Below are 12,195 nucleotides of genomic sequence, written 5' to 3' on the forward strand. Positions count from 1 at the left end.
TCGTCACGGCGACCCTTGCCGGCCGCGTCCCAGGAAAAGGGTGCCCATCGGCGGCGCGGCTAATCCCGGCCAGCCCCTCCATCTCCGCCCGTAACGGTCAAACCTCCCTGGGCTGCGCCGAAATGGGTAACATCCGGCGACACGGGTAGCCCCTCTTGCATGGGAACCCGCACACAGCACTCCCGCGTCGTCGTGGTGACCGGAGCCTCGAGCGGGATCGGCCGTGCCACCGCGTTGGCGTTCGCCGACCGTGGCGATCATCTGGTCCTGGCCGCGCGGTCGGACTCCGCCTTGCAGACGGTCGCCGCCGAGTGCGCGGCGCGCGGCGCGCGGGTCATCGTGGAAGCCGTCGACGTCAACGACGCGAGGGCGGTCCGTGATCTCGGCGGTCTGGCCGTCGGCGCGTTCGGCCGGATCGACGTCTGGGTGCACACCGCGGCCGTCATGGCCTACGGGCGTTTCGAAGACGTCCCCGCCGACGTCTTCGACCGTGTCGTGCGGACCGACCTGCTCGGTTCGGCGGCGGTGGCGCGCGTGGCGCTGGCCCGTTTCCGGGCGCAGGACTCCGGCGTGCTGGTCCTGGGTGGTTCGTTGCTCGGCAGCATCACCGCGCCTTATATGAGCGCGTACATCACCAGCAAATGGGGCCTGCGCGGCCTCGCACGGGTGCTCCGGCAGGAGACCCGGGACGCCCCGGCGATCGAGGTGTGCCTGGTCGATCCCGGTGGCGTCAACACTCCGATCTATCGCACCGCCGCCAACTATGCCGGCCGGGTCGGCCGGCCGCCGCCGCCGGTCGACCGCCCCGAGAAGGTCGCCGCCGCCATCCTCAAGGTGGCTGATCATCCTCGGCGCTCGGTTTCGGTCGGCTGGGCGAATCCGTTGATCCGGGTGGGGTTCTCCACGATGCCGGCGGTCTACGACGCGTTGGTCGGCCCGCTCATGCGCCGGGGCGGACTGTCCCGCGAACCGGTCGCCGCGCACACCGGCAACGTCTTCGCACCGCTGCCCGGACAGGCGGCGACCACCGCGTCGTGGGGCCGGCAGTGGCTCAGGCCCGTCGCGGCCTCGGCCGCCGCCGTGGCGCTGGTCGCGGGTGCGGCCGCGGGCCGGCGGCTGCACGCGCCACGGCGGCGCGGAGGCGCTGTCAGCCGCGCCTCATAGTTTCGGGTAGCTATCGGCTGGCCGTTCGGCTATGGTTGCCCCGGAACAACTAATGCTCTTTGGCGCGTTCGCCTCCGGACCCCGGGTGGACTGGCTCCCCCGTCGCACCGGGCTCAGGAGAACGATGGCCATCACCGCTGCCGATCTGGTCGCTGACGCCGGTCACGCGTCGACGGCGACCGCGCTTCTCGCCACCCTGACCGCCATGCCGGCCGACCATCCGGGCCGGGCCAGAGCGCGGGAGCGGGCGATCGAGGCCTGGCTTCCGCTGGCGCGCCACCTCGCCAAGCGCTACACGGGTCGCGGCGAACCCGCCGACGACCTCGTCCAGACCGCGTCGCTCGGGCTGGTGAAGGCCGTCGACCGCTTCGATGCCGAACGCGGCACAGACTTTCCCGGCTTCGCGATCCCGACCATCGTCGGTGAGCTCAAGCGCCATTTCCGTGACCGGACCTGGTCGGTCCGGGTGCCGCGGCGGCTCCAGGAGCTGCGCTTGGCGATCACCAAGGCCGACGCCACCCTGACCCAGACGCTCGGTCGCTCGCCGACCGTGGCCGACATCGCCGGTTACCTCGGCCTGGGTGAGGAAAGCGTCCTCGACGGGCTCGACGGCATCCGCGCCTACCGGGCGGTGTCACTGTCCACGCCGGTCGGTGACGGCAGCGACGCCACCGAGCTCGGTGACCTGCTCGGCGCGGTCGATCCTTCCCTCGAGCACATCCTGAACCGCCTGGTCCTGTGGCCGGCGTTCGGGCTGCTCGATGACCGGGACCGCCGGATCCTGATCCTGCGGTTCTACGGCAGCCGCACCCAGACGCAGATCGCCGAGGAGATCGGCATTTCGCAGATGCACGTCTCCCGCCTGATCGCCCGGGCCCTCGCCACGCTGCGCGACCACCTCCACCCGTCCGACGGGTAGCCGCCCGGCGGTATCCGGCACCAAAGTTGTCTGTCGGCAATTATCTTCTTCGGACTCGCATGACCTGCCGCCCCTCGGGTACCGCTCTTCCCATCGGCACCGTTAGCGAGGGTGCTCCACGTCAAAGAAGGGTCCGCGATGACGGGCACCGTCAACTCCTGGCCGCCGTCCGACGGCCAGCAATCAACGACCGACAAGGCGAGGTCCGAAGCCGCGGACGTCGGTCGCGTAGCGGCCGCCGCGGGCGGCGATGTCGTCTCGACCGCCAAGGACCAGGTAGGCCAGGTCGCACACGAGACCGCCCGTCAGGCCCGGGACCTCTACGGGACGACCCGCGCACAGCTACGCGACCAGGCCGGCGCACAGCAGAAGCGGGCCGCCGGTGGCATCCGTTCGCTCGGCGACGAGATCAGGTCGATGGCGGACAAGGGCGGCCAGGACGGTCCGGCCAGCGAGTTGGCCCGCCAGGCATCCGGCCGCATCTCCGATGTCGCTGACTGGATCGAGGCCCGCGAGCCGGGTCAGGTCGTCGACGAGGTCAAGCAGTTCGCCCGCCGGCACCCCGGTGCCTTCCTCGCCGGCGCCGCCGTCCTCGGCGTGCTCGCCGGCCGGCTGACCCGCGGCGTCACGGCCGATGCGCCCGACAACGGCGGTTACGCCCCGGCCATGGGTGCCGGGACCCGGGCGTGACCACCACCGAATCCAGCACACCCGCGGACCGTTCGTTCGGCGACCTCATGGGCGAGGTCACCCGCGACATGTCCACGCTCGTCCGCCAAGAGGTCGAGCTGGCCAAGGCCGAACTACGCGACGAAGCGAAGAAGGCCGGCAAGGCCGCCGGAATGTTCGGCGGCGCTGGCTTCGCCGGCTACATGGTCCTGCTGTTCTCGTCCATCGCACTGTGGTGGGGGTTGTCCAACGTCATGGACCAAGGCTGGGCCGCGCTGATCGTGGCTGTCCTGTGGGCAGTTGTCGCCGTTGCCATGTTCGTGGTCGCCCGCGGCCAGCTGCGCGAGGTGCGGGGACTTTCCCGCACCGCGGAGACCGTCAAAGACATTCCCCCGGCCCTCAAGCCGGACACAGGAGGCTACTGATGAGCACCGATCCGGATCAGATCCGGCGCGAGATCGAACAGACTCGCTCCAGCCTCAGCGAGGACGTCGACGCCCTGGCCTACAAGGCGAGCCCGCGTCGCATGGTCAATGACCGGAAGCGGCGGGCCGGCGACGCGCTCCGCAACGTCCGTCACTCCGTCATGGGTACGGCGAGCGATGTCGCCGATCGTGGTGGCAGCGCCGCATCCACCGTCACGGACGCGGTGCACGACGCCCCCGCGGCGATCCGCCGCAAGGCGCAGGGCAACCCGCTGGCCGCCGGCATCGTCGCGTTCGGTCTCGGCTGGCTCGTGTCGTCGATGTTGCCGGCCAGCGAGCGGGAGCAACGGGCGGCCGGTGCCCTGAAGGACAAGGTCGCCGACCACGCCGACACGTTGAAGGCGGAGGCGAAGGATCTCGTCGACGAGGCGAAGACCAACCTCGAGGGGCCGGCCCACGACGCGGTCGACTCGGTGCGGTCAACAGCCCAGGACGCGACGGCCACCGTCAAGGACGAAGGCCGTTCGGCCGCGAGCGACGTCAGGGTTCGGGCCGAGGAAGCGCGCGACGAAGTTCGCCGCTAGGTCCATGGAGGGGCGTGGTGCGGTGGCATCACGTCCTCCGACCCGTTGTCAGCAGTCTCATCCGCGATGGAGGAACTCCGCCCGATGAATGCCAGGAAGCCCCGCAAGTCGGCCAAGAGCGCCGTCAAGTCAGCAGCGGCGAAGGTTGCCGCGGTCGTGACGCCGGATGTCCCCGGCCGGCCGGGCAGCGCTCCGCCGACGATCGACGAGCCGACGTCACCGCGCGATCCGCTCCCGCCGAAATCGGAGCAGGGCACACCGGAGACGCGGACCGCCACCGGCGCGGAGACCGGCGCCGCGTCGACCGCGAACGGACAGCAGGGTGCGTTCCTGACGACGTCGCAGGGGGCGCGGCTGCGGGACACCGATCATTCGCTGAAGGCCGGACCGCGCGGCCCGACGCTGCTTCAGGATCACCACCTCCGCGAGAAGATCACCCATTTCGATCATGAGCGGATCCCGGAGCGCGTCGTGCACGCGCGTGGCACGGGGGCGCACGGCTTCTTCACCGGGTATGGAACCGCCGACGGCATGACCCGGGCCGGCTTCCTCGCGAAGGGTAAGGAGACGCCGGTCTTCGTGCGGTTCTCGACGGTTCTGGGCTCGCGCGGCTCGGCCGACACCGTCCGCGACACCCGCGGCTTCGCGACGAAGTTCTACACCGACGAGGGCACGTTCGACCTGGTCGGCAACAACATTCCGGTCTTCTTCATCCAGGACGCCATCAAGTTCCCGGACATCATCCACGCCGCCAAACCGCATCCGGACCGGGAGATCCCGCAGGCGCAGAGCGCGCACGACACGTTCTGGGACTTCGTGTCGCTGCACACCGAGGCGCAGCACCACACCATGTGGAACATGTCCGACCGCGGCATTCCCAGGTCGTACCGCACGATGGAGGGTTTTGGGGTGCACACCTTCCGGCTCGCCAACGCGGCGGGGGAGACGGTGCTGGCCAAGTTCCACTGGAAGCCCAAGCTCGGCGTGCACTCGCTCGTGTGGGAGGAGGCGCAACTCGCCAGCGGCATCGATCCAGACTTCCACCGGCGCGACCTCTATGACGCGATCGAGGCCGGCGCCTTCCCCGAATGGGAGTTGGGCATCCAGGTCTTCCCCGACACCGAGGAGGAGACCTTCGACGGCATCGACCTGCTCGACCCGACCAAGTTCGTACCCGAGGAACTCGCGCCTGTGCAGGCGATCGGGAAACTGGTTCTGAACCGGACGCCGACGAACTTCTTCGCGGAGACCGAGCAGGTCGCTTTCCACGTCGGCCACCTGCCTCCCGGGATCGACGTGACCAACGATCCGCTGCTGCAAGGCAGGCTTTTCTCGTACGTCGACACGCAACTGACCCGACTGGGTGGCCCCAACTTCTCGCAGATCCCGATCAACTGCCCGCACGCCGCGGTCAATGACATGCTCCGCGACGGCTTCCATCAGCACGCCGTGCACGCGGGTGCCGCGCCATACCGGCCCAACTCGCTCGACGGCGGCAATCCCTTCCCGGCCGGCGACGCGGAGAACGCGTTCCTCGACGTGCCGGTCAGGGTCGCCGAGGCGGCCAAGGTGCGCGCCAACCCGGCGTCCTTCGACGACCACTACAGTCAGGCGCGCCTGTTCTGGCTGAGCATGTCGCCGGTCGAGCAGGACCACATCGTCGCGGCATACACCTTCGAGCTGGCCAAGTGCTACGAACAACCGCTCAAGGAGCGTCAGCTGCGAGCTCTGGCCAACATCGACCCCACGCTGTGCGCGCGGGTCGCCACCGGCCTGGGCCTGCCCGCGCCAGAGCCGACCGTTCAGTTGGCCGACGCCACACCCAGCGCTGCCCTGTCCCAGATCGGTCAGGAGTGGCCGGGAGACGGGCGCGTCATCGGAATCGTCGTCGGCCCGGACGCCGACCTTGCCGCTGTCGGTCAGGTGCGCGCCGAGGTGTTCGCCGCCGGCATGCTGCCGCTGCTCATCGCGCCGCACGGCGGCACGGTGGGTGACCTGGCCGTGCAACGCACGTTCGCGACCGCCCGGTCGATCGAGTACGACGCGATCCTGCTCGCCGCCGCGCCGGCGCCGGCCCCCGACGTCTCCGGTGCCGACAAGGCCGCCACTGTGGATCCGCGAATCCTCCTGCTGGTCGACGAATGCTGGCGGCACGCCAAGGCGATCGGTGCATGGGACGCGGGCGGCAGCGTCGTCGAACAGGCCGGCGTGGCCGGCACACCCGGGGTTACCATCGCCGACTCCGGCACGGAGGCCTTCGCGGCCGTCACGCGGCTGCTCGCGGCGCACCGCGTATGGGAACGATTCCCCGCGTCGGTCTCCTGATGGCAAGCCCCATTGGACTCCTTCGCACTCGGCTGTCTCAGCAGCCACGCTGGCGGACCGCTGGTGTTTGATCTCCATCGCTCCGGGAACCCACAAACATGAGGCTGCCAGAACCCCGCGGACCGGTGTCGGCGATGCTGATCGACAGCTTGCGCCGGCCGCCGCACGTCGTGCCGATCGTCCAGACCGCAGACGAGGAAGACCTGCAGTTGGCGCTGTTCGTCTGCTACGAACTGCACTATCAAGGCTGGGACGAGGTCGACGAGGCCTGGGAATGGAACCCGTCGCTCCTGGCCCTGCGGGCCGGTCTCGAGAAGCGCTTCGAGGCCGACCTGCGCGACCGGATCCCCGAGCACGAGCCGGTGACCGAGGTGCCGCAGGCCCTTGCCGCACTGGTGGGCGCCGACGACCGGGTTCCGAGCGCGACCGCGTCCGGGTTCCTGCAACGTCGCGCCACCCGCGACCAGTTCCTCGAGTTCGTCATCCACCGCTCGGTCTACCACCTCAAGGAAGCCGACCCACACACGTGGGGGATCCCACGGCTGACCGGGCGCGCGAAGGCGGCATTGGTCGAGATCCAGGTCGACGAGTACGGCGGCGGCCGGCCGGAGCGGATGCACGCCGAACTCTTCCGCTCCATGATGGACAGTGTCGGCGTCGACAGCACGTATGGCGCGCATGTCAACGCCGTTCCGGCGGTGACGCTTTCGACCAGCAACGTGATCTCACTCTTCGGTTTACACCGGCGGCTGCGGGGAGCGCTCGTGGGCCACCTGGCCGCGTTCGAGATGACCTCGTCGATCCCGAATCGGCGCTACGGCGACGGGCTGCGCCGGCTCGGCGGCGACCGCACGGCGACCCGCTTCTTCGACGAGCATGTCGAGGCCGACGCCGTGCACGAACAGATCGCGGCCGTCGACCTGTGCGGTGGCTACGTCTCCTCCGCGGCGGACCAGAAGGCGGCCGCCGCGGAGGTGCTGTTCGGAGCCGCGTGCTGTCTGGCGGTCGACGCGGCGGCATCCGACCACATGCTCGACGCGTGGCACGCCGGGCACAGCTCGTTGCGGACGCTGCGATGAGTGAGCCGGGTGCGACGGTCACCCCGTACGAGGACGGTCCGTTGTTGATCCGCGGTGACTTCGCGATCCTCACGCCGGACGGCGAGCGGATCGAGCCGGGCCGCGGCACCGTGGCACTGTGCCGATGCGGCAAGTCGGCCAGCAAGCCCTTCTGCGACGGCAGCCACAAGCTGGTCGGCTTCCGGGCACCGACTCGCGAGCGGTGACCCATCTAGATCAGGAGGATCCGCGCCGCGGTCGGCGACGCGGATGACCTCGCCGTCTACGTCATGCTTGTCCGCGCGGTCGGCTCACTTCGCTGCCGACATCAGCTTGAGCGGGTCGCTCGGTGCCTTGGCCTTGGCCGCGGCCATCTGCTCACCGAGCTCGACCAGCCGGTTGCGGCCGAGCGCCTTGCGCACGTCGGGGAACCAGTCCTTCTCTTCCTCCTCGACGTGATGCCGCACATTCTCGATCAACACGGTCACCTTGGCGTCGAAGCTCTCGTCGCTGGGGTCGGCGCTGCCCAGCTCGGAGAGCAGCCAGGCCACCACGTGATGCTCTTCGACCGACTCCAGCACATGGTCGGTGGTGTCGGGGGCACCTGCGCGGGCGGCCGGGTAGAAGATCGTTTCTTCGATGTAGGCGTGCGTCACCAGTTCCTTGATGATTTTGTTGACGAGCGCGCGCTTGGTCGACGGATCCGCCGACTCGTGTGTCTTCTCGAACTCCTTGAACAGGGCGTTGACCGTCTTGTGGTCGTCTTTCAGCAGCACGATGCCGTCCATGGTGACCCTTTCATCAGCTCATCCTGGCCAGGACGTGCGCCAGCACAGGGTCAGTTGCCCCACGTCAACCAAAGCCAAACGGCCGGCTCGGGTGGTAGCGCCCGATTGCCGAGATTGCCGGTCGGCTGGGCTGGTGATGACGTTGGTTGCGGGGTCCCCGCCGGAGTCTTACGCTCGCAACAACGCATCTACAAATGCCCCGGACCCCGGCATTCATTCATGCATCGAAGACGCATGCTCGAATGCGAGGGCAGGGCACATGGCGATCTTGCGGCACGACTTCGAGTTCTTCTCCCTCTGCCTGGGCACCGACGGTGTCGAGGCTTTCCTGCGTCTGGACGGCGACATCGACGGTGACTGCGTCGAAGCCCTGAACGATGCCGTCGGACACCTCCGCCGATACGCGCCACAGCGGCTCTTCATCGATCTCGGCGGCGTCGCGTTCGCCGGTGCCACCTTGGTCAACTTCTTGGTCCGGGTTGTGCACGCACTCCCGACCAGGTCGACCACCACGTTGTGCCGCCCCGGCGCCGAAACGGTCCGGCTGCTCCGCCTGACCTCGGCGGAGGGCATTGCCGAGATGAGGCACGACCTGCCGGCGGCGTGGCCCGCTCTCCCGGCCCGCGCGCCGGCGGAAGGCCGTGCGATCGACGAAGCGGTCTCCGCTGGGATGGCTGTCATCGACGCCGACGGCCTCTACCTAGGACTCCTGACGTTGCCGGCGTCGACAGGGGCGTCGTCGCACGACCGGCCCAGCGACTTCGAGATTGAGTGCGAGGCCCGCAATCGCCGGTGGCACGGCGACTGGGCGCAGGTCATGTGGGTCGTCGATTACGCCGTGCGACTCAACGTGACCGAGCAGGCGTTGGCCAGCTTCCAGCCGATGCTTTCCCGGGTGACGGGTTCGTCGAAGGCGACCGCTGCGTGAGTTCGGCTCGTCATTGAGCCTCGAACGTCTCGGCGGCGTCGTCTCCGCAGGTTCCATCGCGGTTTGGGTTCCGTGGGCGGCGGGAACTTGGCCGCCGTCACGCAGTGACAATGAACCCCCCGAGGAGGAACGGCCATGACCGCAGGTGGAATCATCACCGCACTGATTATCGGTTTGATCATTGGTGCGCTGGGGCGTCTGGTCGTGCCCGGCCGCCAGAACATCCCGTTGTGGCTGACGCTGGTTATCGGCGTCGTCGCGGCGCTGATCGGTTCCGCGATCGCGCGGGCCGGTGGCTTCGCCGACACGGACGGCTGGATCGACTGGCGTGAGCTGCTTCTGCAGATCGTGCTCGCGGCTGTCGGTGTCGCGCTGGTCGTGGGCTTCGCCGGCCGTGGTCGGCGCAGCGTCACCCGCTGATCGGTTCTATCGATGCCCCGGCCAACGGCCGGGGCACCATCTTGCCGGGGCCACGTTGTCAGATGGCCGGCGGGACGAGGGTGAGGATCGGCCTCGGCGGAGCCAGCGCATCCGTGCCGTTGCCGCGGTCGAACAACGACATGAGCTCTCCTAGCTGGCGCATGACAATCGGTCTGGGGATCTGCAGGGTGTTGGCCAGTTGCCGCGGGTCGTGGCCGCCGAACACTGTCAAAGCCAGCACCGACCGCTGGACCGAAGAGAGCACCTTGACGTCGGGCTCAGCGTCTTCCGATGTGCTCCCACCAGGGTCGGGCGGTGACTGCGGCGGCGCGGTGCCGAACCGCTCGATGGCTGCCAACCGGCCGATGCAGCGCCAGTAGACGGACCGGGCCAGGCCCACCCGGGTGTGCCTGCTCGACGCTTGCGGGTAGTGGATGGGCCGGGAAGCGGCCGCGAACGTCGCCGCGACGATGTCGCTCGCGGCGTCGACGTCGTCGAGCAGCATTGACGCCAGGCAGAGCAGCGGGGCGGCGTGGTAGCGGCACAGCATGCGCGCGTATCCGCGGCGCCGGCGCTCGATGGTCGTCATGCGGGCAGGCGGCAGGGCTTGGATGGTCATCGCGCACCTCGGCGGGTCAGCGTTCGTCGGACTGACACGCCGCCGGGGTCTGGGGCAGCTCTTCGGAGAATAGACGTCGAACCGCCCCCGACGCACATTTCGACGCACGACCCATACAGCGACTGGTCGATGGATGGGACCGAGCTATGGTTGCCTTAGCGCAAGCACCGCCGTAGTCGGCGGGTTCGCCTCCAGACCCTGGGTGGACTGGCTTGGAATCGAACCCCGCCGAGGAGAGCGATGACCACCACCGTCGCGCGGCGACGCGGCACAGACGCCGATGACGCGTCGACCGCGACCGCACTACTTACCGTCCTGACCACCATGCCCACCGACCACCCGGGTCGCGCCCGTGCGCGGGAGAGGGCGATCGAGGCGTGGCTCCCGCTGGCCCGCCGCCTCGCCCATCGCTACGCCGGCCGCGGCGAGCCGACCGACGACCTGGTGCAGACCGCGTCGCTGGGGCTGGTGATGGCCATCGACCGGTTCGAGGCCGATCGTGGCATCGACTTCCCCGGGTTCGCCATTCCGACCATCGTCGGTGGGATCAAGCGCCACTTCCGTGACCTCACGTGGGCGGTGCGGGTGCCGCGCCGGCTCCAGGAACTGCGGATCGCGATCACCACGGCCGACGTGGCGCTGACGCACACCCTGCATCGCTCGCCGACCGTGGCCGAAGTCGCCGCCTATCTGGATGTCAGCGAGGATGACGTCCTCGAGGGCCTCGACGGGATCCGCGCCTATCGCGCCACCTCACTGTCCACACCGGTCGGTGTCGACGGCGGTGTGATGGAGCTTGGAGACGTGGTCGGTGGTGTCGATCCCGACTTCGAGCTCGCCGAGAACCGCCTGGCCCTGGGCCCGGCGCTGCAACGGCTCGACGACCGGGAACGCCGGATCCTGACCTTGCGGTTCTACGGCAACCTCAGCCAGATCGAGATCGCCGAGCAGGTGGGCATCTCCCAGATGCACGTCTCCCGCCTGATCACCCGCGCGTTGGCCACGCTGCGCCGCCACCTCGACGACAACGACGCGTGAGCGGCACGCTGGCCTATACGTTCGCCGGCAGGGGAGAGCCCCTGCTGCTCGTTCACGGCCTCGGCGGGAGCCGCCACACCTGGCGCCACCTCATCAGCACCCTGGCCCAGACGCACACCGTGATCGCACCGGACCTGCCCGGTCACGGCGATTCCGGCGCACCCGACGGGGACTACTCCCTCGGCGCCCACGCCACCGCCCTGCGTGACCTGCCGCCCCAGCTCACTCCGGCGTTACGCGCGGCCACCCTGCCGGCCGCGGAGACCGACAAGACCATCCCGCCACACCACCACGAAGCGAACGCGGCGGCGACACCCGCCTTCTACACCGCCGAGATAGCGGACGCCGGGCACTACCCGGAGGCCTCGTGGCGTGCGGTTATCGCAATCGGCCAGGATCACTGATGTCGACGAGGAGCGGCCGCAAAGCGGCTCTCGCCGCGCCCGCCGATGGGGACGGCTTCAGCAGCAGTTGGGAGCGGGTAGGAGCCCGACGGCTGCACGTCCGTCAACGGCACAACGGCAACGCGACAACTCCCGTCGTGATGCTGCATGGCCTGGCCTGCTCGCACCGACACCTGATACCCACGGCGTACGCCATCCGGCGCCATCCGGTCTTCCTCCCCGATCTCCTTGGTTTCGGCCTGTCGGACAAGCCCGCCGCGGCTCTCGACGTCGGTGAGCACGCACAGGTCGTCGCCGCCCTGGTGGACCAGATGGCCATCTCGCCGGTCGCGGTGCTCGGCTGTTCGTTCGGTGCTCAGGTCGCGGCGGAGTTGACCGTCCGCCGGCCGGACCTCGTCACGAGCCTGATCCTGGTCGGGCCGACCACCGACCCGACGGCCGCGAGCGTCCGGGGTCAACTCCGCCGGCTGCTGCTGGATCTCGTCGGTGAAGATCCACGGCAGGCCCGGATCCTGGCTGCGGACATCCGCGATGCCGGGGTGCGCCGGATCCTGGCGACGCTGCGGCATGCGGTCGGCCATCCGATGACCGACGCGTTGAGCGCGATCAATGTGCCCACCTTGCTGGTGCGGGGCAGCGCCGACCGGATCGCCCCGGACGCGTGGCTCGCCAAAGCCGCCGCGCTGATGCCGGACGCGCAACGACTCACGATCGCCGGAGCCGCCCATAACGCTGTCACCACGGCCGGAATACAGCTCGGTGCGGCCGTTGAGGCATACCTGCGGCGTACGGTTGGGTGAGCCAGACATCGCTGCCCCGGTCTTCGGCAGTGCCGACGACTCACAGAAGGTGCG

The 12,195-nt window shown here is 69.3% G+C and carries 15 protein-coding genes; 13 read left to right on the top strand and 2 right to left on the bottom strand.

Features of this window, described 5'->3' with window-relative positions:
- The first annotated feature begins 159 nt into the window (after positions 1–159).
- From DFJ67_RS28010 to DFJ67_RS28045, 8 genes are all read left to right on the top strand, one after another.
- The gene (locus DFJ67_RS28010; protein ID WP_116070767.1) at positions 160–1,164 is read left to right on the top strand and encodes an SDR family NAD(P)-dependent oxidoreductase; all 1,005 of its coding nucleotides are present in this window, start codon (positions 160–162) and stop codon (positions 1,162–1,164) included.
- A 124-nt stretch (positions 1,165–1,288) separates the two neighbouring features.
- Complete coding sequence (locus tag DFJ67_RS28015; protein ID WP_116070768.1) at positions 1,289–2,083, top strand: RNA polymerase sigma factor SigF; 795 nt, start codon at positions 1,289–1,291, stop codon at positions 2,081–2,083.
- A 138-nt stretch (positions 2,084–2,221) separates the two neighbouring features.
- Entirely contained in the window at positions 2,222–2,773 is a 552-nt protein-coding gene (locus DFJ67_RS28020) for a M8 family metallopeptidase (RefSeq protein WP_116070769.1), read from the top strand.
- The gene (locus tag DFJ67_RS28025; RefSeq protein ID WP_409363008.1) at positions 2,770–3,177 is read left to right on the top strand and encodes a phage holin family protein; all 408 of its coding nucleotides are present in this window, start codon (positions 2,770–2,772) and stop codon (positions 3,175–3,177) included. The genes DFJ67_RS28020 and DFJ67_RS28025 overlap by 4 nt, the downstream gene beginning before the upstream one ends.
- Entirely contained in the window at positions 3,177–3,761 is a 585-nt protein-coding gene (locus tag DFJ67_RS28030) for a DUF3618 domain-containing protein (RefSeq protein ID WP_116070770.1), read from the top strand. Before DFJ67_RS28025 ends, DFJ67_RS28030 begins: the two co-directional genes overlap by 1 nt.
- A gap of 84 nt (positions 3,762–3,845) precedes the next feature.
- A complete protein-coding gene (locus DFJ67_RS28035) occupies positions 3,846–6,086 on the top strand; it encodes a catalase (protein ID WP_116070771.1) in 2,241 nt (746 codons plus the stop codon).
- Positions 6,087–6,220: 134 nt separating this feature from the next.
- The gene (locus tag DFJ67_RS28040; RefSeq protein ID WP_239097663.1) at positions 6,221–7,165 is read left to right on the top strand and encodes an iron-containing redox enzyme family protein; all 945 of its coding nucleotides are present in this window, start codon (positions 6,221–6,223) and stop codon (positions 7,163–7,165) included.
- Positions 7,162–7,371 (top strand): CDGSH iron-sulfur domain-containing protein, encoded by a 210-nt coding sequence (locus DFJ67_RS28045; RefSeq protein ID WP_116070773.1) that lies wholly within the window; start codon positions 7,162–7,164, stop codon positions 7,369–7,371. Before DFJ67_RS28040 ends, DFJ67_RS28045 begins: the two co-directional genes overlap by 4 nt.
- An 84-nt stretch (positions 7,372–7,455) precedes the next feature.
- On the opposite strand, the gene DFJ67_RS28050 is transcribed toward DFJ67_RS28045, so the two are convergent.
- A complete protein-coding gene (locus DFJ67_RS28050) occupies positions 7,456–7,932 on the bottom strand; it encodes a hemerythrin domain-containing protein (RefSeq protein WP_116070774.1) in 477 nt (158 codons plus the stop codon).
- A gap of 259 nt (positions 7,933–8,191) precedes the next feature.
- Here DFJ67_RS28050 and DFJ67_RS28055 point away from each other — a divergent pair, with 259 nt between their 5' ends.
- Both DFJ67_RS28055 and DFJ67_RS28060 read left to right on the top strand, forming a co-directional pair.
- Positions 8,192–8,860: an STAS domain-containing protein gene (locus tag DFJ67_RS28055; RefSeq protein WP_116070775.1), complete on the top strand. Its 669-nt coding sequence runs from the start codon at positions 8,192–8,194 to the stop codon at positions 8,858–8,860.
- Between the two features lie 135 nt (positions 8,861–8,995).
- Positions 8,996–9,280: a GlsB/YeaQ/YmgE family stress response membrane protein gene (locus tag DFJ67_RS28060; protein WP_116070320.1), complete on the top strand. Its 285-nt coding sequence runs from the start codon at positions 8,996–8,998 to the stop codon at positions 9,278–9,280.
- A gap of 58 nt (positions 9,281–9,338) precedes the next feature.
- Here DFJ67_RS28060 and DFJ67_RS28065 read toward each other — a convergent pair whose 3' ends face one another.
- Positions 9,339–9,899, bottom strand: a complete 561-nt coding sequence (locus DFJ67_RS28065; protein ID WP_147315626.1) for a hypothetical protein — start codon at positions 9,897–9,899, stop codon at positions 9,339–9,341.
- Positions 9,900–10,139: 240 nt separating this feature from the next.
- On the opposite strand from DFJ67_RS28065, the gene DFJ67_RS28070 reads away from it, so the two are divergent.
- From DFJ67_RS28070 to DFJ67_RS28080, 3 genes are read left to right on the top strand one after another with little or no spacing between them, the layout of a single operon-like run.
- The gene (locus DFJ67_RS28070; protein WP_116070777.1) at positions 10,140–10,937 is read left to right on the top strand and encodes a SigB/SigF/SigG family RNA polymerase sigma factor; all 798 of its coding nucleotides are present in this window, start codon (positions 10,140–10,142) and stop codon (positions 10,935–10,937) included.
- Positions 10,934–11,341 (top strand): alpha/beta fold hydrolase, encoded by a 408-nt coding sequence (locus DFJ67_RS28075; RefSeq protein WP_116070778.1) that lies wholly within the window; start codon positions 10,934–10,936, stop codon positions 11,339–11,341. The genes DFJ67_RS28070 and DFJ67_RS28075 overlap by 4 nt, the downstream gene beginning before the upstream one ends.
- Positions 11,341–12,141 (top strand): alpha/beta fold hydrolase, encoded by an 801-nt coding sequence (locus DFJ67_RS28080; protein WP_116070779.1) that lies wholly within the window; start codon positions 11,341–11,343, stop codon positions 12,139–12,141. The genes DFJ67_RS28075 and DFJ67_RS28080 overlap by 1 nt, the downstream gene beginning before the upstream one ends.
- Positions 12,142–12,195 lie beyond the last annotated feature (54 nt).

Origin of the sequence: Asanoa ferruginea, from assembly GCF_003387075.1 — a bacterium.
Taxonomy (GTDB): domain Bacteria; phylum Actinomycetota; class Actinomycetes; order Mycobacteriales; family Micromonosporaceae; genus Asanoa; species Asanoa ferruginea.

Coding starts and splice junctions, on each gene's coding strand:
- DFJ67_RS28010 (WP_116070767.1), top strand. CDS start 160: ATGGGAACCCGCACACAGCACTCCCGCGTCGTCGTGGTGACCGGAGCC.
- DFJ67_RS28015 (WP_116070768.1), top strand. CDS start 1,289: ATGGCCATCACCGCTGCCGATCTGGTCGCTGACGCCGGTCACGCGTCG.
- DFJ67_RS28020 (WP_116070769.1), top strand. CDS start 2,222: ATGACGGGCACCGTCAACTCCTGGCCGCCGTCCGACGGCCAGCAATCA.
- DFJ67_RS28030 (WP_116070770.1), top strand. CDS start 3,177: ATGAGCACCGATCCGGATCAGATCCGGCGCGAGATCGAACAGACTCGC.
- DFJ67_RS28035 (WP_116070771.1), top strand. CDS start 3,846: ATGAATGCCAGGAAGCCCCGCAAGTCGGCCAAGAGCGCCGTCAAGTCA.
- DFJ67_RS28040 (WP_239097663.1), top strand. CDS start 6,221: ATGCTGATCGACAGCTTGCGCCGGCCGCCGCACGTCGTGCCGATCGTC.
- DFJ67_RS28045 (WP_116070773.1), top strand. CDS start 7,162: ATGAGTGAGCCGGGTGCGACGGTCACCCCGTACGAGGACGGTCCGTTG.
- DFJ67_RS28050 (WP_116070774.1), bottom strand. CDS start 7,932: ATGGACGGCATCGTGCTGCTGAAAGACGACCACAAGACGGTCAACGCC.
- DFJ67_RS28055 (WP_116070775.1), top strand. CDS start 8,192: ATGGCGATCTTGCGGCACGACTTCGAGTTCTTCTCCCTCTGCCTGGGC.
- DFJ67_RS28060 (WP_116070320.1), top strand. CDS start 8,996: ATGACCGCAGGTGGAATCATCACCGCACTGATTATCGGTTTGATCATT.
- DFJ67_RS28065 (WP_147315626.1), bottom strand. CDS start 9,899: ATGACCATCCAAGCCCTGCCGCCTGCCCGCATGACGACCATCGAGCGC.
- DFJ67_RS28070 (WP_116070777.1), top strand. CDS start 10,140: ATGACCACCACCGTCGCGCGGCGACGCGGCACAGACGCCGATGACGCG.
- DFJ67_RS28080 (WP_116070779.1), top strand. CDS start 11,341: ATGTCGACGAGGAGCGGCCGCAAAGCGGCTCTCGCCGCGCCCGCCGAT.